Source organism: Streptomyces sp. NPDC039609 (assembly GCF_055596705.1).
Map to the genome: position 1 here is coordinate 421,245 of NZ_JBVIUJ010000004.1, position 19,644 is coordinate 440,888.

Below are 19,644 nucleotides of genomic sequence, written 5' to 3' on the forward strand. Positions count from 1 at the left end.
CGGCGCGTCAGGTCACTCCGCCGTCAGGCGCGGCGTGCGTGGCGGCACCGTGCGTCGGGCGCCGGTCTTCTCGAAGGCCGCCGCGAGGGTCAGCAGAGTGTTGTCGTCGTAGGCGCGGCCCGCGAAGGTCAGTCCGACGGGCATACCGGTGTCCGTCATGGTGCCCATGGGTACGGTCACGGTCGGGATGCCAAGGTGGCGGGGGACCAGGTTGCCGTTGGCGACCCAGACGCCGTTGCGCCAGCCGAGGTCGGCGGACGCCACGTCGACGTCCATGTTCGCGGGGCCCACGTCGGCCACCGCGGGGAAGACCACCGCGTCCAGGCCCAGCCCGTCCATCCACAGCTCCAGGTCGACGCGGCGCGTCTCCTCCAGCCCGCGCAGCCCCTCCTCCAGGAGCGGCATGTCGGCGAGGGACGCGTACGGGCGCTCGCGCACGAAGCGGGGGTACTCGCCGATGGTGTCGTCGAAGCCGTCGTACCGGTCGGGCAGTTCGCCCTCCTGCTTGGGCCAGATGAGGTCGCCGTCGACGTCGGCCAGGGTGGAGAGCGCCGGGTCGCCGTTGGCGCGCAGGAAGTCGTCCCATGCCCAGGCGGACAGGTCCTCGATCTCGAAGGCGAGGTACTCGCGGCCGACCAGTCCGCGGGTCAGCAGCGAGGGCGCTCCGGGGCGGTCGGACTCGTAGTTGGTCACCACGGGGAAGTCGACCTCGACCACCTCGGCGCCGGCGGCCTCCAGGTCGCGGCGGGCGGCTTCCCACAGGGCGATCACCGAGGGGCGCGTGTCGATGCGCTGCCCGGTCTGGCCGCCGATGCCTCCGTCGGGGTTCGTTCCGGCGTCGGGGTCGGCGTTGATGTACATCCGGGGCACGCCGACGCGCTTGCCGGCGAGCGCGGTGGATGCGGCCTCGGCGTCGGCGGGTGCGAGGGCCGGGTAGGAGGCGGGACGCACCTGTGACGGCGGGGGCAGCGTCACCCACGGCTGGGCGCGCCACAGGTCCCCGCGGGTGTCCGGGTCGTCGGCGACGACGACGTCGAGCAGTTCGAGCAGGTCGGCCATGGTGCGGGTGTGCGGGACGACGACGTCCATGGTCGGTACGAGCGGCCAGTTGCCGCGGACCGAGATCACCCCGCGGCTGGGGGTGTAGGCGCACAGAGCGTTGTTCGAGGCGGGGGCGCGGCCCGAGGACCAGGTCTCCTCGCCGAGGCCGAACGCGCCGAAGGACGCCGCCGTCGCCGTGCCGGAGCCGTTGGAGGAGCCGGAGCCGTAGGCGCTGGTGAGCCAGTCGGCGCTGTACGGGCTCTCCGCGCGGCCGTACACGCCGCGCTGCATGCCGCCGTTCGCCATGGGCGGCATGTTGGTCAGGCCGATCAGGACCGCGCCGCCCGCGCGCAGCCGCTCGATGGCGAAGGCGTCCCGCTGGGCGACGAGGTGCTCGAACGCCGGGGAGCCGGACGCGGCTGTGAGCCCCTCGGCGAGGTAGCTGTCCTTGGCGGTGTACGGGATGCCGTCCAGCGGCCCCAGCGTCTCGCCGCGGGCGCGGCGGGCGTCGGACGCCTCCGCTTCCGCCCGGGAGTGCGGGTTCATCACGACCATCGCGTTCAGGGCGGTGGCCGTACCGGCACGGTCGTACGCGTCGATCCGCGCGAGGTACGCGTCGAGCAGCCCGACGGCGGTCGTCTCGCCCTTCTCCAGCGCCGCGCGCAGGTCGGCGATACAGGTCTCCACGACATCGAATCCGCGCGTCATGAGGGTGTCTCCTGGGTGGTGAGTAGGGCAGGCGGGCCGCGGCCGTCGGGGCGACCGCGCACAGCCGGTCGTCACACCCCATCGCACTGACTAGATTTTCAGTCTAGACTAAAGGTCTAGATTTTTGGAACCTAGACTTGAGGCCTGGATTTCCGGAACCGAAAGTGAGCCCATGCCGACGTCAGAGACCGGGCCCGCGCTGCCCGACCGCCTCCTCCCGTCGAAAGGCGTGACCGGGTCGGCGGGCGTGGAGACCGGCGCCGCCTCGCGGCCCATGGCCCGGGTGCCGATCGACAGGAAGCGTCAGCCCGGCGGGGACGAGGCGCGGGAGCGCGCCATGAGGGCCGCCGTCAGCGTCATCGCCGAGAAGGGCACAGCGGCACTGCGGATGTCGGACATCGCCGCGCGGGCGGGCATGAGCACCGGGCACATCCTCTACCACTTCGGAAAGAAGGACCGGCTCCTGCTCGAGGTCCTCGCCTGGAGCCAGGCGGACCTCTGGGTCCGGTTCCAGCAGGCCGCCGACCGGGCGGCGTCCCCTGCAGAGAAGCTGGACCTGTTCGTCCGCTTCTACCTGCCCCGCCACCAAGGCGACGAACGCTACGCGCTGTGGACGCAGGTACTGGCCCAGCGCCACGACGAAGCGGGCCGGCAGATCCTCACCGAGCTGCTGGACGGCTGGGACGAGCGCCTGGAAGCCATCCTCCGTGAGGGCCGCGACCTGGGGCACTTCGCCGACGTGGACCTCCCCGATTTCACCATCCGGGCCGTGGCCATGCTGAGCGGGCTCTCCGAGGACGTGATGTTCGGACGGTCCCGCTGGCAGCACACCTCCGCACACGCCTTCGCCCTGTCCGCCCTCGAACGCGAACTGCGTCCCACCGACCAGGGCTGACGACGGTCGGATGCCACCAGCGGAACCGATCGGGCGTTCTGAAGGTCAGCTGTGAGCACGGGGCGTCAGGCCCGCGGCGTGACGCCCTGGTCCACCTGACGCTTGCGGGGCAGAGGGAAGCGGAAGTGGTCGTGCGGGGTGATGCCGGTGGCGAAGGCCGCCCGGACACCACGCGGATCGCGGCCATCGTCAGGGCGAGGCAGGGGTAGTACGTGAAGCCCCGTGCCCAGGGGGCCTTGGTGCGGCGCATGGTGATGGCAGCGTGTCGGCGACCAGGCGCCGCGCCAGCGGGCCGCGCAGGGCCCCGTTGCGGCGGCGGCGCCACCTCGCGCTGGGCCGGGCGAACCACGTTGAACAGCAGGTTCGTCGGCTCACCGGACGAGCTATAGCCAGGGTCATGAGAATCGCCGGTTTGGCTAACCGGTGATCCGCGGCTATGTTGCCGCGCTGTTTCGGCCCCTGCCTGGCCTCCCGGACCGTCAGAGTGACGGTGATCACTGACACCTTTCGGAGGGTGCTGCGTAGGCTTGTGCAGTCGTCGCGGTGGGGTCTTGGAGGGCTGGCGAAGCTTTCCGGCAACGCCTGACGGGGCGTCAGGCAAGTCAGCAAGTGGTCAGCATCAGTCCTCAAAAACCTGGTGAAAGCTGACCGGACATGCGACTCGCTGTAAGGTAGGGAAACCGCCCTTGACCTGCAAAAACGCAGGCAGGGAGCCTAAGTCCAGGAGTGCCTCGATACGGTGCTCTACTACCAGATCACCGACCCGCGGGCGGCGGCCTACGAGGTCGCGGACTACCTGCAGGCGATCGATCAGCTCACCGTGACCACGCTGCGGAACGTCATCGGGTCCATGGACCTGGAGGAGACGCTCACCTCACGTGAGGAGATCAACGCCCGGCTCCGCGCCGTCCTGGACGACGCCACAGGCAAGTGGGGCATCCGGGTCAACCGCGTCGAGATCAAGGCCATCGATCCACCGGCCACCATCAAGGAGGCGATGGAGAAGCAGATGCGGGCCGAGCGTGACAAGCGCGCGGCCATCCTGCACGCCGAGGGGGAGCGGCAGGCCAAGATCCTCACCGCGGAGGGCACGAAACAGAAGGACATCCTGGAAGCGCAGGGCACGCAGCAAGCCATGATCTTGCGGGCGGACGGCGAGGCGAAGGCGGTGGAGCGCGTCTTCCAGGCCGTTCATCGCAACAATGCCGATCCGAAGATCCTGGCCTACAAGTACCTCGAGACGCTCCCGCACCTGGCGAAGAGCGACAACAACACGTTCTGGGTGATCCCGGGGGAGTTGACCGAGGCAGTTCGCGCAGTCACCCACGCATTCGGTGATCACTCGACGACGGGTCTTCCCCAATCCGCGCAACCGGACGAGACAGCCACTACCGCCGCCGAGGGCGCAGCGGACGAAGGCGAGGCGCCGGAGCTGGAGGTAGCCTCGCCGCTTTCGCTCGACGCTGCCGCGGCTGCCGACGAGGTGGCGAGGCAGGCCGCCGCCGTGGTGAGCGACGCGAAGGCCGAGGCTGAGGCCGCGAGGGCCTCCCAGGTGCCGGGCCGGGGGCAGATGCCCGGCGATTGAGCGCCGACAGAGAGGCGCGTCCCGAACATCTGGGCCAAGGCGATCAGCCGCCAGCACGGCAAGATCCTCGAACGCCTCGGCGTCCATCATGTCGTCCCGCCCGAACACGAGATGGGCGAGCGGGTCGCCCATCTCGTCACCGGCCGGATGCTCGACTTCATCGAGTTCGACGACGACTACGCCCTGGTCAAGACCGTCGCCCCGCAGGTGGCGACCGGTCGGCCGCTCGGCCAGTCCCAGGTACGCAGCCGCTACGGCATCACCGTCGTCGGAATCAAGCGCCCCGGTGAGGACTTCACGTACGCCACCGCCGATACGGTCGTGCAGAAGGGCGACATCATCGTCGTCACCGGCAAGACGGCGGCTGTGGAGACGTTCACAGAACTCCCCCGACCGCTAGGATCCCCTGCTGGTGAGCCGGGAAGCCTGGTCGGCACAGTCCTCCGCCTGCCCGGAAGCAGTCACAATGTCTCTCACCCTCGTCCTGCTCGCCCTGTGGGCGCTCGCCTTCCTGACGTTCAACACCGTCATAGCCGTGCGGGTCTGGCGACTGGCCCACCTGCCCCGGTGGCGCCGCGCGCTGCCGGCGCTTCTGCTCTGTGCCGCTGTGGCCGCGAGCCTCAGTAGGGCCACGGGCACGACCCTCGTCGCGGAGACCTTCGCGTTCCCGCTGAACGCGGCCACGGCGCTCGTGGGGATCCTCGAGCTACGTCGGCACCGCGCACCTGCGCACGGTATCGCGCAGGGAGAATCGGCGTGAGCCCTTGGGCGAGCTGGACACTCCTGGTCACCGGTGCGGTGTTCGTCCTCGTGCCGAGCGTCGCCCTTCTGCGAGGCTGGAGACCCGGCAGCCTGCGGTTCCGAGGGGCCTGTGCTGTTGCTCGGCTTGGCGGGCGTCGCGCTGTACGGGGTGGAGCTGACCGGCGAGGTCCCGCGCCTGGCCGGTGCGTCGACCGGCGTGCGCGCTGGTGCGCGTGCACGGCTCCGGGGCTTGTCGCCTTGTCCATCGCCCTCGTGGTCGTCTACGACCACTTGGCCCGTCCTTCGCGGCCGAAGCGCCGCCGAATCCTGTCAACGATACGTGCTCAGCACGGCGGAGTGCGCCGCCGGCCGGGGAACCTCCCCGTCGGGAGGCCCAGGCTGTGAGTTCAGGGCGGCCGTGAGGATGAGCCCCAGGAGGGCGATGACGGCCAGGACGACCGCGGTCACGAGTCGGGGATCGCGCCGCGAAAGGCGGGCCTTCACGGATCGCTCAGGCTGCTCGGGAAACTGCTGGTTCAGCGTCTCCAGCGTCGCGCTGAGTGCGGGGTCGTCGTGTGTGAGCCCCCGCTCCATGTCGGCAAGGATGCGCTCGTCATCTGCAGGGTGACTCATCATGACCCCCTCCACCTGCCGCTGCGGGAAGTCCTACCGTCAGTGTGCCCGTCCGGCGCAGCCTCGACGCGTCGAGCGGTCATAGTTCCTGGTCGGGCCACCCGAGGAGGCGTGCTCCGATGACGGCGGTCTGAAGGGTGTAGCGCTGGACGGGATCGCCGGGGTCGGAACCCGTCAGGCGTTCGATGCGGTCGAGACGGTAGGTCATGGCCCGGACGCTGAGGTTCAGGCGGCGGGCCGCCTGTGTGGTGACGCAGCCGGTGTCGAAGTACGCGGTGAGGGTGTCCAGGAGTGGCAGGGCGCCGCCGCGGGACTGCTGGAGCGGGCCGAGGACGCTGCGAACGAGGTCGGCCATGGCCTGCCGGTCGCGGGTGAGGACGGGGTAGACGAGCAGGTCGGCGGCGTGCAGTACCGGGTCGTTCAGGTCCATGCGGGCGGCGAGGTCGAGGGCGTTGAGGGCTTCCTCGTATGAGTGGACGACCCCGCCGGCACCCGGGTGGGACCGCCCGATGGCGACCTGGCCGCCGTCGGTGGCGGCGTACGCCTGCTTGGCGAAGTGGGCCAGTACCTCGGGTTCGTCGGCCGGCGCGACGCAGATGAGACGCCCGTCCTTGGTGGTGAGCAGGATGCGGCGGTTGCCGAAGCGGGCGACGAGCGAGGACTCGACGGCACGGGTGACCGCGTAGCCGTCGTCGTACGGCTCCGGGCCCTGCGCCACGGCCACCGCGTGGGCGTGGGAGAGGAGCAGTCCGAAACGTTCCGCGCGTTCGGCGAGCCTGCCGAGGTCGCTGCGGCCGTAGAGGAGGTCGTCGATGAACTCGCGCCGAGCTGCCTCCTCCTGGCGCATCGCCAGATGTTGCGCCCGCTCGTGTCCCTCGGCGAAGGCGTCCACAGCCTGCCCGACGGCGCTCAGGAGATGGGCGGATGCCGCATGGGGCAGCTGGGGGTGGAGACGCTCCGCGGCGGAGAGATGAGCCCGGATGAGGCCCCGCAGCCCGATGCCGGCCTCCGCGGCCTGCTCCCCGCGCAACCGCAGCGCCTCCAGCTCGTCGCGGGTGAGCCTGCGGCGGGTCGCGCACACACTCGACAGGATCTCTGCATACCCCTCCAGATACTGCTCGGCGGTCTCTCGCTCCGTCACGGCCCCTCCCGGATTCCTGCCGCGCCTTTGACGAGTTCCTGACGCGTGCCGACCAAGAGTGGCACGTTGCGCTTTGGGGTCGTCTCTGGCATCAAGAAGACGTCAAAGACTGCCGGTTCACGGCAATGCCGGTGTGGTGCCTTCTACGTCAGGATGGTCTCGCGAGAGGCCACGGCATCGAGTCGATGCCTGGACCCGGATACTTCGAGACATCAAGGGGGAACGATGGGGGAAGTCCTGGACGCCGCCATCGGCTTCCCGACGATGCTGTTCACCGCCGCGCTGATCGTCGTCGCGGGCTTCTGGCTGTTGGTCCTGTGCGGTGTGGCGGAGCGCGACGTCTTCGACTCCGACGTGGACGCCGAAGCCCTGCGTCTCGACGGAGTGCCGTTCTCCGTGGCCGCGACCCTGTCCATCGTGGTGGGGTGGCTTCTGAGCGTGGGCGGTTCGGTGCTCCTGGCGCGTGCCGGCATGCCCGGTCTCCTCTCGCACCTGCTCTCCACCGCCCTGCTACTGGTGGCCCCGCTCCTCGCCTGGCTGGTGACGCGGCGGCTCGTACGGCCGCTGTCGAAGCTGTTCCCCGACGAACGCGGGCTGTCGCGGCAGGGCGTCCTGGGTCTGTCAGGCCCGCCCGAACGGGACCGATCCACTGCGTCTGGGCAGTGCCCTGCTGCTGTGCCGGTACGACGAGGCCGATAGCTCGTCCCGGCGCGCGCCGCCGGTAGGGCGCCCGCCCACGTCATGCCGCTGCTTGAGCCTGCGGCTCCCCATTTCTTCCATCGACACGGGGTTTCTCATGGATGCCATCACCCCGGGCATCGGCGTGTCCGTCGCCGTTGTCCTGCTCATCGCCGTCACTCTTCTCTTCGCCGTCACCCGGCTGTTCCGGAAAGTGGAGCAGGGCAAGGCCCTGATCGTCTCCAAGATGCGGAAGGTCGACGTGACCTTCACCGGCCAGGTGGTCCTGCCCGTGCTGCACAAGGCCGAACTCATGGACATCTCGGTGAAGACGATCGAGATCAGCCGTACCGGCAGGGACGGGCTGATCTGCCGCGACAACATCCGCGCCGACATCCGCATCTCGTTCTTCGTCCGGGTCAACAAGACCGTCGAGGACGTCATCAAGGTCGCCCAGGCCATCGGCACGGCGCGGGCCAGCGACAAGGAGACGCTGCAGGAGCTGTTCAACGCCAAGTTCTCCGAGGCGCTGAAGACCGTCGGCAAGCAGCTCGACTTCACCGACCTGTACACCAAGCGCGAGGAGCTGCGCTTCCGGATCATCGAGATCATCGGCATCGACCTCAACGGCTACAGCCTGGAAGACGCGGCCATCGACTACCTGGAGCAGACCCCGCTCTCCCAGCTCGACCCCGGCAACATCCTTGATGCCCAGGGCATCCGGAAGATCACCGAGCTGACAGCTGTCGAGAACGTCCGTACCAACGAGTTCCGCCAGCACGAGCAGAAGGAGATCACCCGGCAGAACGTCGACGCCCGCGAGGCCATCCTGGAGCTGGAGCGGCGCCAGGCGGACGCCGAGATCAAGCAGAAGCGCGAGATCGACACCGTACGGGCCCGGGAGGAGGCCGAGACCGCGAGGGTCGTGGAGGAGGAGCGGCTGCGGGCGCAGAGCGCTTTCCTCAAGACCGAGGAGCAGCTCGGCATTCAGCGCGAGAACCAGGCCCGTGAGGTGGCGGTCGCGCAGAAGAACCGCGAGCGGGTCATCGCCGTCGAGAACGAGCGGATCGAGAAGGACCGCCTGCTCGAAGTCATCGCCCGCGACCGGGAGACCGAGCTCACCCGCATCTCCGCCGAGAAGGAGGTCGAGGCCGAGCGCCGGGACATCGCCGAGGTCATCCGCGAGCGGGTCGCCGTGGACCGTACGGTCGCCGAGCAGGAGGAGTCCATCAAGCGCCTGCGCGCGGTGGAGGAGGCCGAGCGCGAGCGCCAGGCGATCATCATCGCCGCCGAGGCCGAGGCGCAGGAGAAGCTGGTCAAGGACATCAAGGCGGCCGAGGCCGCCGAGCAGGCCGCCGTCCACCGCGCCGCCGAGGAGCTCACGCTCGCCGAGGCCCGGAACAAGGCCGCCGACATGGATGCCCGCGCCAAGATCCGCCTCGCCGAGGGGATCCAGGCCGAGGCGGCGGCAGAGGGCCTGGCGGCCGTGCAGGTACGGGAGAAGGAGGCCGACGCGATCGAGAAGGCCGGCCGTGCCGAGGCAGAGGCGACCGAGGCGCGCCTGCGTGCCGAAGCCGTCGGCACCCGGGAGAAGGCCCTGGCGGAGGCGACCGCGATCGGCGAGAAGCTGAAGGCGGAGGCGGCCGGCCTTACCGAGAAGGCGGCCGCGATGGCCGCGCTCGACGAGGCGTCGCGTACCCACGAGGAGTACCGGCTGCGGCTGGAGGCGGAGAAGGACATCCGTCTGGCCGGGCTCGAAGTGCAGCGGCAGGTGGCCGAGGCGCAGGCCACGGTCCTCGCGACCGGCCTGGAGAACGCCGACATCAACATCGTCGGCGGCGAGTCCGTCTTCCTCGACCGGCTGGTCCAGTCGATCGCGCTCGGCAAGTCCGTCGACGGCTTCATGGAGCACTCGCAGACCGCGCAGGCGCTCGCCGGTCCCTGGCTGAACGGAGACGGATCCTTCACCGAGGACCTGACCAAGGTGCTTGGGTCGCTGTCCACCGCCGACGTGCAGAACCTCAGCGTGTCCGCGCTGCTGGCGAAGGTCATGAAGTCCGGGGTCCTGGACGTGGCGGCCCCGGCCGGCACCGAGGCGCTGAACGGCGCCGTCAAGAGCTGACCGCCCACGGGGGAGCGGTCAAGGCGGGTCCGGTGCCGGCAAACGGGGGAGTTACCGGCACCGGACCCGTACCCATCACGGTACAAGGAGCGGAACGGGATGAGCGCGGGAATCGACCAGGACACGTACGCGGTGCTGCGCGACCGTCTTGTCGCGCAGGCAGGCGAGCTGGCCCGGCGTGCCGAGGCCCTCAACCAGGCGCGGATCACGGAATTCGGTTCGGGCGAGCTGACCCTCACGGGCACCGACCGCATACGTACCGAGAGCAGCGGCCTGCCTCGGGACCTCGTGGGCGTCGGCGACGACGTCCTGCTCTTCGGCCGCCACACACCCTTCGCGGGGCGTACCGAGACCCTGGTCGCCGACGTCTTCACGCTCTACGACCGCGAGCTGAACCCGCTGCCCGAGGGCGCGGTGCCCGGCCTCCTCGACGACCCGGACTTCGTCCGGGAGTTCACCGCCCTGCACCGCTACTTCCGGGGCGCCCGTCTGCTGCGGCTGCGCCGCCTGGAGGGACGTCTCCTCGCCGTGTTCCGGACCGGGGAGCAGGCCGACGACCTCCGTGTCCTGCGCTGGTCCGTCGGACCGTTCGGCGAGATGAGCTTCCTTGATGCCCAGGGGGAGCGCGACCAGGTCTTCCCTCCCTCCCACGACGTCGACTGGGTGGAGACGACTCGCGACGATCACGTGCTGGGTCGGCACCCGCACATCTCGCTCGACGGCCGCCTCTTCGTGTCCACGGTCGGCGGGGCGTTGACGGTGAAGACGGAGAACGACTCCGAGAACGGCGAGGGTATCCACAGCGAGCCGGTCGACGAGCCCCTCCAGTCCCTGGCCGACGCGGAGGTCGCGTACGCGACGGTGGGCGCTCTGATCGTGGTGCGAGTCCGCCCGTACAAGGAGGAGACCCGACGCCACCTCGTCTTCAACACCCTGACCGGGACTGTGGTCCGACTCGACGGCATCGGTCAGGCGTGTCTGCGGCTGCCCGAGAACGAGGGCATCGTGTTCCCCGGCGGCTACTGCCTCGCCTCCGGCACGGTGAAGACCTTCGACGTGGACTCGGCGGAGCAGACGTTCGAGCGGGCGATCCGTTCCCCCAACGGCGAGGACATCCTCTTCGTCTTCCACGCCCAGGAGGCCGGCCGCAGCCTGCTCCTCCCGTACAACCTGATCCGCAAGGAGATCGCCACGCCCGTCTCCTGCGGCGGCTACGCGCTCCTCGACGACGGGACGATGGTCGTCCTGCGCGCGGAGGACGGGGCGCCCGGTCGCGTGCACCCGGTGCAGATCTGGCAGACCGCGTACGTGGCCGACACCCACGTTGCTGAAGCCGGGACCGGGCCGCTGGCCCGGATCGGCAACGCGGACCTCGTCCGGGGCATCTCCGACTGCCTAGCCATCGCCCGGCAGGCCGTCGAGCTGACGCCTGCCGGCGCGGTGTACGAGTCGCTGGTCGCCGCATGCTCGCGGGCGGCCGACGTCCACCACTGGTTGGGCGACTCGGAGACGGGCGACCTGCACGGTCCGCTGGCCGAGCTGCGGGACACAGCCGCGCAGGTCCTCGACGAGTTCGAGACCGTGACCACACTCACCCGGCAGGCGACCGACGCGCTGGCCGAGTCCGCCCAGCGGATCACCCGGCTGGTCCGGCGTGTCCGGGGCGAGGCACCCGTCACGGCCGAGGAATGGATCTCACGGATCACCGAACTCCGCCAGGCGCAGGGGCACCTGGTGACCCTGAAGGAGATGCGGTACGCCGACACGGAGAGGATCGACACCCTCGCCGGGGACGTGGAGGCCGACATCGCCTCGGCCGCGCAGCGGGCCGTCGCGTTCCTCCAGCGCGAGGACGCCTTCACCGTCCACCAGGCGGACGCCGAACGGCTCGCCACGGAGGCCGGGGAGCTGACCACCGTCGCCGAGGCAGGCCCCGTCGGCGACCGGCTCGACGAGCACACCCTCGGCCTGCGGACGCTCAGCGAGATCGTCGCCGGCCTCGACATCGGCGACGCGACCGTACGCACCTCCATCCTGGAACGGATCGCCGACATTCTCGGCTCGCTCAACCGCGCCCGGGCCGTCCTCGCCTCCCGGCGTGCCGAACTCCTCGCCCACGAGGGCCGGGCGGAGTTCGCCGCCGAGCTCGCCCTGCTCGGCCAGGCCGTCACCGGTGCTCTGGCGGCGTCGGACACCCCGGAGTGCTGCGACGACCAGCTCGGCCGCCTCCTGCTCCAGCTGGAGAACCTGGAGTTCCGCTTCGCCGAGCACGACGGCTTCCTGGCCGCCGTAGCCGAGAAGCGGACCGAGATCTACGACGCCTTCACCGCCCGCAAGCAGTCCCTCCAGGACACCCGCGACCGCCGCGCGGAGCGTCTGGCGGAGTCGGCGGGACGCGTACTGGATGCGATCACCCGACGCGCCTCCACCCTGGGCGACCTCGACGAGGTGCACACGTACTTCGTCTCGGACCCGATGGTCGCCAAGGTGCGGCGCATCGCGGGAGAACTGCGGGAACTCGGCGACCAGGTACGGGCGGAGGAATTGGACGGCCGTCTCGGAGCCGCCCGTCAGGAGGCCGGGCGGGCGCTGCGGGACCGTACCGACCTCTTCTCCGACGGCGGCGACACCATCCGGCTCGGCCGGCACCGCTTCGCCGTCAATCGGCAGGCTCCGGAGCTGACGCTCGTACCGCACGAGAACACCCTCGTCATCGCACTGACCGGCACTGACTACCGCGCACCCGTCACCGACCCGGAGTTCGCCGCGACCCGCCCGTCCTGGGGCCGGACGCTGCCGTCCGAGTCGCCGGAGATCTACCGCTCCGAGTATCTGGCCGCACGCCTGCTCGCCGAGCACGGCGCGGACAACCTGGCAGGCGCGGATCTCGGCGCGCTCGCGCGGCGGGCGGCCGAGTCCGCCTACGACGAGGGCTACGAGCGTGGCGTCCACGACCACGACGCGGCGGCGATCCTGGAGGCGGTACTCAAGCTCCACGAGAGCGCCGGACTCCTCAGGTACCCGGCGAAGGCGCGCGCAACGGCTCAGACCTTCTGGGCCCACTCCGCCACCGCCGAGGCCCGCGACCAGTGGAGCCGGCGTGCGGTCTCACTGACACAGGCCCGTGATCTCTTCGGTTCGTCATCGGCCGTGGACGGACTCCGGTCGGAACTGGCCGAGGAGATCGGCGACGAGACCGCCGCCGAGTACCTGATCGCGGAACTGTCCGGTCGGCAGGGCTTCGCCGTCGCCCACGAGGCGCACACGCTGCTGGACAAGTTCCGCCGTGCCGTCGGCACCTCCGCGTACGACGAGACCCTCGCAGCTCTCACGGAGCCGGGCGCGCGTCGGCAGCTCGTCGAGGCATGGCTCACCTCCTACGCGTCGGCCTCCGGAGAGCCGCTCGACGAGGGCGTACTGGCCGAGGCTGTCGCCATGGAGCTCACTCCTGGGCTCGACCGCTACGAGGTGGACGCCGCAACCACGGCGACCGTCACCGGACTCCTCGGCACCCACCCCCGTGTGGAGGCACGGGCGCTGGAACTGCGTCTTGACGAGTACCTCGCCAGGACGCGGGCCTTCGCCGACCGGGACGTGCCCGCCTTCCGCGCCTACCAGCAGCACCGGACGGAGCTCGTCGCGGCCGAGCGCGCCCAGCTGCGCGTGGACGAGTACCGGCCCCGCGTCATGTCGTCCTTCGTCCGCAACCGGCTCGTCGACGAGGTCTACCTGCCCCTGATCGGCGACAACCTCGCCAAGCAGCTCGGCGCGGCGGGTGACGCCAAGCGCACCGACTCCCACGGCCTGCTCCTGCTCCTCTCGCCGCCCGGCTACGGCAAGACGACCCTGATCGAATACGTCGCCGACCGTCTCGGGCTTCTCCTCGTCAAGGTCGACGGTCCCGCCCTCGGACAGGACACGACCTCCCTCGACCCTGCCGAAGCACCCGATGCCGCCGCCCGCCGGGAACTGGAGAAGATCGCCTTCGCCCTTGCGGCGGGCAACAACGTCCTGCTGTACGTGGACGACATCCAGCACACCGCACCGGAGTTCCTGCAGAGGTTCATCCCCCTCTGCGACGCCACCCGCACCCTGAACGGCCACGACCTGCGCGGCAAGCGCTTCGCCGTCTGCATGGCCGGAAACCCGTACACCGAGTCCGGGCAGCGCTTCCGGGTGCCGGACATGCTCGCCAACCGAGCCGATGTGTGGAACCTCGGTGACGTGCTGACCGGCAAGGAGGACGCCTTCGCGCTGAGCTTCGTCGAGAACGCCCTCACCTCCCACCCCGTCCTCGCCCCGCTGGCCGGGCGCGACCGCGCAGACCTGGAACTCCTGACCCGGCTGGCGACGGACGACCCGACCGCACGACGTGACCGGCTCACCCACCCCTACGCCCCCGCCGAACTCGAGCGGATCCTCGCCGCCCTGCGCCACCTGCTGACCGCCCGCGAGACCGTCCTCGCTGTCAACGCGGCCTACATCGCCTCCGCCGCCCAGTCCGACGACGCCCGTACCGAGCCGCCCTTCCGGCTCCAGGGCTCGTACCGCAACATGAACAAGATCGCGGCCCGCATCTCACCCGCCATGAACGACGCCGAACTCGCCGCCGTCATCGACGACCACTACACCGCCGAGGCTCAGACCCTCACCACCGAGGCCGAGGCCAACCTCCTCAAGCTCGCCGAGCTGCGGGGCACCCTCACCACTTCTCAGGCCGCCCGCTGGTCGGAGGTCACCACTGCCTACGCACGCACCCAGGCACTCGGCGGCGCCGACGAGGACCTGCTGAGCCGGGCGGTCGCCGCCCTCGGCCTGCTCGCCGACCGCATCACTGCCGTCGAAACGGCGATCACCCGGGCGACGGACCCGCGCCATCTGCTCGCCCGTCCGGTAGGGAGGCACGCGGCAGGACCGGCGGAAGCTTCCGGCTAGGCGGCGTGAGGTGCCTGCTGCTCCATGCGTTGCTGCATGTGTCCGAAGAACTCCTCCGGCCGCGTCACGCCGGCCGTCACGCGGGCGAACTCGTCCTGTGCCGAGCGGCTCTGGGACACGGCGAGGAGCAGTTCCTGCATCTCGGGGGGTGGTGGTTCCAGCGTCGCGAACTCGGCCGTGAACTCGTACATGCTCATGACTTCGGAGTCTCTTGTCTCCTGGCAGGACCGCATTGCCTCGACAAGGGGCCGACGGCCGGTGAGTACGTCGTCGAGTGCTCCGGCGCACCGTTCCGCGTCACGGAAGGCGTCCTGGATGCCCTGGGCGGTGATGGGGTCCTTCAGGTATCCGGCGTCTCCGACGAGGATCCAGCCGGGTCCGTATGGTGTGCGGAAGTAGTTGGGGATGGCCATGCCGACGAACCTCTCGGCCTGGGTGGCCTTGGAGACCCGTTCGGCGAAGGCCGGCGCGCGGGCCAGTGTGGCGTGGTAGTTGCCTTCGATGTCGCCGCGGTTGGCCTCGAAGTCGCGCATGGGCCAAGCGGCGATGACCATCGTCATATCGTCGTTGGTGGGCCATGCGGCGAAGGCGCGGTCTTCGCGGTCGAACGCCTCGAATTTCCCGTACATCGGCAGACCGGCCCAGTAGGTGTAGTAGTACGCGTTGATCTTCGGCTTCTCCGCGTAGGCCGTGGCGGCCGTTGCCTTCGCGACGGTCGAGTGGAGTCCGTCGGCGCCGACGACGATCCGGGCGTGGTCGGTGGAGGTCGTGCCGTCCTTGCCGTGCCCCTTTATTCCGGTGACCGTTCCGCCGTCGAACAGGATCTCCTCGACGGTGAATCCCTCTCGGACTTCGGCGCCCGACTCCGCGGCGGAGTCGACCAGGATCTTGTCCAGGACCGTGCGGCGCGGGGCGTAGGACACATCGAAGCCCTCCCCGGCAGGAGACCCGGCGATGACGAAGGGGCCCAGGTCGAACTCGTAGAGGTCGATGGCGGGGCAGCCCGTGCCGACGACCCGGTCCAGCAGTCCCCAGCGTTCGAGCGCGGCCAGTCCGGGCGGATGGATCAGATGGGTGGAGATCGTGTCGCTCGGGAACGTCGCCCGGTCGACGAGGAGAACCCGGTGGCCGAGGCGGGCCAGCAGCATGGCGGTCGGCGCCCCCGCACACCGAGCGCCGACGACGATCACGTCGTAGTCCTGGGTTCCTGCACCGGACGCGCCGGCCGTGCTGGTCATGGACCTCACCTGCCGATCGAGCACACCGCTCGATGGAACCGTTTGCGGGCAGACGGGGTGTCTGTCGTTCCTGCGGTGCGTCACTTCCACGCTAGACCAGGCTCGCGCCCCGTTCCCGCCGAGCCGTGGACGACCGCCTGCGACCATTCCTCGTGAACAGGGGTGTCATGTACTCAAGCTCCTGACCTGCGGAGATAAGTGCACCATGAACGGACATCGTGTCCGGATAACGGTCACGACACGCTTGCTGGGACTTTCGGAGATCGCCGTACGTGATGTGATGTCCGTCACGCTGCCTGGGGTGGATGTCGTGGTGGGAATGCGCAACTTCGCAGGTGGCGCCATCCCTCGCCGCTCCCGCGGAGTGCCGGCACGCACCGGCAGTACGACCAAGGTGATCACGTTCCGAGTCCGCGTACGTCGACCCTCCGGTCGCCGATCGGACAACGGCGTTCGCTCAAAGCCCGCACATCCACTGGCGCAGCCTCCCGCGCGCCAGTCCTGCGCCATCGAGGTTTCCCACCGTGTCGCTCGATTCCCTCACCCAGTCCGTCGACAAGGCTGTCAGCGGCTTCTTCGAGCCCATAGCCACCTGGCTGGGCGAGATCGTCTTCTACTCCGTGCCCGTCGGGGGTACGCAGCTGCCGCTGATCGTGGCCTGGCTCGTCGTCGCCGGTCTGGTCTTCACCGGCTGGTTCGGTCTCGTCCAGCTGCGCAAGTTCAAGCTCGCCGTGAACGTGGTGCGGGGCAAGTACGACGAGAAGGGGTCGGCCGGTGAGGTCAACCACTTCCAGGCCCTGACCGCCGCCGTCTCCGGCACCGTGGGCCTCGGCAACATCGCCGGTGTCGCCGTCGCCGTCTCCATCGGCGGCCCGGGCGCCACGTTCTGGATGATCCTCTGTGGCCTGCTGGGCATGGCGACGAGGTTCGTCGAGGTCACCCTCGGTGTGAAGTACCGCGAGGTGCACGCCGACGGAACCGTCTCCGGCGGCCCGATGCACTACCTGCCCAAGGGCCTGGCCGAGCGCTTCGGCAAGAACGGCAAGACCCTCGGCAAGGTCCTCGCCGTCCTGGCCTCGTTCTTCGTGCTGTTCTTCGGCCTGTTCGGTGGCAACCTCTTCCAGGTCAACCAGTCCTACGCCCAGCTCGTCTCCGTCACCGGCGGCGAGAACGGCCTCATGGGCTCCTCGGCCGGCGCCCTGTTCTTCGGCATCCTGACCGCGGCCCTGGTCGGCATCGTGCTCCTCGGCGGCATCCGTTCGATCGCCTCCGTCACCAGCAAGCTCGTGCCCGCGATGGCCGGCATCTACATCGCCGCCTGCCTCGTCGTCATCGCCGTCCACGTCACCGCCGTTCCCGCCGCGATCTCCACGATCATCGAGGGCGCCTTCAACCCGCAGGGCGTCGCCGGCGGTGTGCTCGGTGCGCTGATCATCGGCTTCAAGCGGGCCGCGTTCTCCAACGAGGCCGGTCTCGGCTCCGCCCCGATCGCCCATTCGGCCGTGAAGACCAAGCACCCCGCGAGCGAGGGCCTGGTCGCGCTCCTTGAGCCGTTCATCGACACGGTCGTCATCTGCACCATGACCGCGCTGACCATCGTCATCGCCAACCCGGCCAGCTACGTCGAGGTCCGTCAGGGCGGTGACTCCATCGGCGGCGTGACCATCACCTCGGACGCCTTCGGCACCGTCCTGCCCTGGTTCCCGTACATCCTGACCATCGCGGTCATGCTGTTCGCGATCTCCACGGTGCTGACCTGGGGCTACTACTGCATGAAGGCGTGGACGCACCTCTTCGGCCGTAGCAAGGCCAGCGAGGTGACCTTCAAGATCTTCTACACCCTGTTCGCGGTGGCCGGTTCGCTGCTGACGCTGCAGACGCTGATCGACATGGCCGACGCGGTGCTGTTCATGCTCGCCGTCATCAACATCATCGGCCTGTACCTCCTCGCCCCGGTCGTCAAGCGGGAGTTGAACTCCTTCCTCGCCTTCGTCAAGCGCCGCGACGCCGGCCTCGAGACGGACGAGGACGCCGACCCGGAGCCGGTGAAGACCACCGTCTGACCGCCCCCCCGGCGGACCGGCTCCCGAAGGGCTCTGTCCCCACCTCGCGCCTTGGTGGGGACAGGGCCCTTCACCCTTTGTTCCAGCAGGTGAGAGACGCCTGGTGAGGCTCCCGCGCGCCCGATAGGGTGTAAACAACGCGTCAAGGGATGACGCTGGTGTGCCGGGAAGTCTGGTCGGCGTCCGAGGGCCCGTGTGCCCGTTTGTCGACATCCCCCGGAGGCCCACCCCATGACGCAGTCACGTCCCCGCAAAGTGATCTTCGGTCTGCTGCCCTGGCCCGAGCGCCAGGCGGTGGCCGAGGCCCTGCGGACGGAGACGGTCGGCGGTCTGGTTCTCCTTGCGGCAGCCGTCGTCGCGCTCGTCTGGGCGAACAGCCCGTGGAGTGCGGCGTACGAGTCCGTACGCGACTTCCACTTCGGCATCCCCGCCCTGGGCCTGGACCTGTCGGTCGCCCACTGGACCGCCGACGGCCTTCTCGCGATCTTCTTCCTGGTCGCGGGCATCGAGCTGAAGCGCGAGCTCGTCGTCGGTGAACTGCGCACGCCTGCCACGGCGGCCCTGCCCGTGATCGCCGCCCTGTGCGGCATGGCGGTTCCGGCGGCCGTCTACACCCTCGTCGCCGCCTCGGGTGGCGGAAGCCTGGACGGCTGGGCCGTCCCGATGGCCACCGACATCGCCTTCGCCCTCGCCGTCCTCGCGGTGATAAGCACTCATCTACCCTCCGCTCTAAGGGCGTTCCTCCTCACCCTTGCGGTCGTCGACGACCTCGGCGCCATCCTCATCATCGCGATCTTCTTCACCTCCGACCTCAACTTCTGGGCCCTGGGCGGAGCGTTCGCCGGAATCGTCCTCTTCTACGCACTCCAGCGCCTCCGCGTGCGCGGCTGGTGGTGGTACGTCCCGCTCGGCGTCGCCGTCTGGGCCCTGATGTACAACTCCGGCGTTCACGCCACCGTCGCCGGCGTCGCCATGGGTCTCATCCTGCGCACCACCCGCGACAAGGGCGAGGACGCCTCCCCGGGCGCCCGGGTCTCCCACCTCGTCCACCCCTTCTCCGCCGGCGTGGCCGTTCCCCTCTTCGCCCTCTTCGCCGCCGGCGTCGGCATCTCGGGCGCCGCGCTCGGCCACGTCTTCACCGACCCGGAGCCGCTCGGGGTATTCCTCGGTCTGGTCGCGGGCAAGATCCTCGGCATCTTCCTCGGCACCTACCTGGCCGCCCGCTTCACGCGTGCCCAACTCAATCCCGACCTCGCCTGGGCCGACGTCTTCGGACTCGCCACCCTGGCCGGCATCGGCTTCACCGTCGCCCTCCTCATCGGCGAACTGGCCTTCCCGAACGGTGCCGAGGCCGAGCACATCAAGGCCGCCGTCCTGATCGGCTCCCTCACGGCCGCCGTCCTCGCCGCCGTACTGCTGCGGCGCCGCAACCGCGTCTACAAGCGTCTGTGGGAAGACGAGGAGCGCGACGAAGACGCGGACGGCATCCCCGACATCTACCAGTCCGGGACCCGTTGATGGGGGACGGGGCCGTGTCGGCGTTGCTCGGCACGGCGATCGTGCTGGCGCTCCTGGTCATCCGTTCGGCTGTCCGCGAGCTGAGGACACCAGGCAGCGTCCGTCGTGATTGGGTCTTCCTCCAGGATGGGCGCGCTCTGGCCGCCGGTGCGACAGCGAGCTTGATGTTCGGGGGCATCGGCTGGTCGGTCTCTGGTCCGGTGTCCTTGCCCTGGGCGCTTCTCGCGGGTCTTCTCGTGGCAGCCATCTCCAGCAAGAGAACGTGAGCGGGCATGTCCACCCTGGCGGCCGTCGGCTTCAAACAGGGGTGGCCCTTCGGCGAACGATGTGGTCGAAGCTGGGTGTC

The 19,644-nt window shown here is 69.7% G+C and carries 11 protein-coding genes and 3 pseudogenes; 9 read left to right on the plus strand and 5 right to left on the minus strand.

Features of this window, described 5'->3' with window-relative positions; translation table 11 throughout:
- Positions 1-12: 12 nt before the first annotated feature.
- Entirely contained in the window at positions 13-1,749 is a 1,737-nt protein-coding gene (locus tag ACZ561_RS14125) for an amidase (protein WP_470993870.1), read from the minus strand.
- 172 nt (positions 1,750-1,921) lie between these two features.
- Between ACZ561_RS14125 and ACZ561_RS14130 the strand changes: the two genes are divergently transcribed.
- Positions 1,922-2,644, plus strand: a complete 723-nt coding sequence (locus tag ACZ561_RS14130) for a TetR/AcrR family transcriptional regulator (protein WP_470993873.1) — start codon at positions 1,922-1,924, stop codon at positions 2,642-2,644.
- A 107-nt stretch (positions 2,645-2,751) separates the two neighbouring features.
- On the opposite strand, the pseudogene ACZ561_RS14135 reads toward ACZ561_RS14130, so the two are convergent.
- Positions 2,752-2,900: pseudogene (locus ACZ561_RS14135) on the minus strand (energy-coupling factor transporter transmembrane protein EcfT); the annotation flags it as partial.
- A 474-nt stretch (positions 2,901-3,374) separates the two neighbouring features.
- Here ACZ561_RS14135 and ACZ561_RS14140 point away from each other — a divergent pair.
- The 3 genes and pseudogenes from ACZ561_RS14140 to ACZ561_RS14150 all read left to right on the plus strand — a co-directional run.
- Positions 3,375-4,229: pseudogene (locus ACZ561_RS14140) on the plus strand (SPFH domain-containing protein); the annotation flags it as partial.
- Between the two features lie 147 nt (positions 4,230-4,376).
- Positions 4,377-4,604 (plus strand): annotated as a pseudogene (locus tag ACZ561_RS14145) (cation:proton antiporter regulatory subunit); the annotation flags it as partial.
- Positions 4,605-4,695: 91 nt separating this feature from the next.
- Positions 4,696-4,989, plus strand: coding sequence for a hypothetical protein (locus tag ACZ561_RS14150; RefSeq protein WP_470994467.1), 294 nt, complete (start codon positions 4,696-4,698; stop codon positions 4,987-4,989).
- Positions 4,990-5,300: 311 nt separating this feature from the next.
- Here ACZ561_RS14150 and ACZ561_RS14155 read toward each other — a convergent pair whose 3' ends face one another.
- A complete protein-coding gene (locus tag ACZ561_RS14155) occupies positions 5,301-5,606 on the minus strand; it encodes a DUF3040 domain-containing protein (RefSeq protein ID WP_470993875.1) in 306 nt (101 codons plus the stop codon).
- A gap of 76 nt (positions 5,607-5,682) precedes the next feature.
- A complete protein-coding gene (locus tag ACZ561_RS14160) occupies positions 5,683-6,744 on the minus strand; it encodes a PucR family transcriptional regulator (protein ID WP_470993879.1) in 1,062 nt (353 codons plus the stop codon).
- A 225-nt stretch (positions 6,745-6,969) separates the two neighbouring features.
- Between ACZ561_RS14160 and ACZ561_RS14165 the strand changes: the two genes are divergently transcribed.
- The 3 genes from ACZ561_RS14165 (at position 6,970) to ACZ561_RS14175 (ending at position 14,479) form a co-directional block, all read left to right on the plus strand.
- Positions 6,970-7,443: a hypothetical protein gene (locus ACZ561_RS14165; RefSeq protein WP_470993881.1), complete on the plus strand. Its 474-nt coding sequence runs from the start codon at positions 6,970-6,972 to the stop codon at positions 7,441-7,443.
- A 97-nt stretch (positions 7,444-7,540) separates the two neighbouring features.
- A complete protein-coding gene (locus ACZ561_RS14170) occupies positions 7,541-9,544 on the plus strand; it encodes a flotillin family protein (protein WP_470993884.1) in 2,004 nt (667 codons plus the stop codon).
- 99 nt (positions 9,545-9,643) lie between these two features.
- Positions 9,644-14,479, plus strand: coding sequence for a DNA repair ATPase (locus ACZ561_RS14175; protein ID WP_470993887.1), 4,836 nt, complete (start codon positions 9,644-9,646; stop codon positions 14,477-14,479).
- Here the strand turns inward: ACZ561_RS14175 and ACZ561_RS14180 are convergent.
- Entirely contained in the window at positions 14,476-15,717 is a 1,242-nt protein-coding gene (locus ACZ561_RS14180) for an NAD(P)/FAD-dependent oxidoreductase (RefSeq protein WP_470993890.1), read from the minus strand. The genes ACZ561_RS14175 and ACZ561_RS14180 overlap by 4 nt on opposite strands.
- Positions 15,718-16,241: 524 nt before the next feature.
- Between ACZ561_RS14180 and ACZ561_RS14185 the strand changes: the two genes are divergently transcribed.
- The gene (locus ACZ561_RS14185; RefSeq protein WP_470993893.1) at positions 16,242-17,780 is read left to right on the plus strand and encodes an alanine/glycine:cation symporter family protein; all 1,539 of its coding nucleotides are present in this window, start codon (positions 16,242-16,244) and stop codon (positions 17,778-17,780) included.
- Positions 17,781-18,011: 231 nt separating this feature from the next.
- Positions 18,012-19,298: a Na+/H+ antiporter NhaA gene (gene nhaA / locus ACZ561_RS14190; RefSeq protein ID WP_470993896.1), complete on the plus strand. Its 1,287-nt coding sequence runs from the start codon at positions 18,012-18,014 to the stop codon at positions 19,296-19,298.
- Positions 19,299-19,644: the final 346 nt, after the last annotated feature.

Coding starts and splice junctions, on each gene's coding strand:
- ACZ561_RS14125 (WP_470993870.1), bottom strand. CDS start 1,749: ATGACGCGCGGATTCGATGTCGTGGAGACCTGTATCGCCGACCTGCGC.
- ACZ561_RS14130 (WP_470993873.1), top strand. CDS start 1,922: ATGCCGACGTCAGAGACCGGGCCCGCGCTGCCCGACCGCCTCCTCCCG.
- ACZ561_RS14150 (WP_470994467.1), top strand. CDS start 4,696: ATGTCTCTCACCCTCGTCCTGCTCGCCCTGTGGGCGCTCGCCTTCCTG.
- ACZ561_RS14155 (WP_470993875.1), bottom strand. CDS start 5,606: ATGATGAGTCACCCTGCAGATGACGAGCGCATCCTTGCCGACATGGAG.
- ACZ561_RS14165 (WP_470993881.1), top strand. CDS start 6,970: ATGGGGGAAGTCCTGGACGCCGCCATCGGCTTCCCGACGATGCTGTTC.
- ACZ561_RS14170 (WP_470993884.1), top strand. CDS start 7,541: ATGGATGCCATCACCCCGGGCATCGGCGTGTCCGTCGCCGTTGTCCTG.
- ACZ561_RS14175 (WP_470993887.1), top strand. CDS start 9,644: ATGAGCGCGGGAATCGACCAGGACACGTACGCGGTGCTGCGCGACCGT.
- ACZ561_RS14180 (WP_470993890.1), bottom strand. CDS start 15,717: ATGACCAGCACGGCCGGCGCGTCCGGTGCAGGAACCCAGGACTACGAC.
- nhaA (WP_470993896.1), top strand. CDS start 18,012: ATGACGCAGTCACGTCCCCGCAAAGTGATCTTCGGTCTGCTGCCCTGG.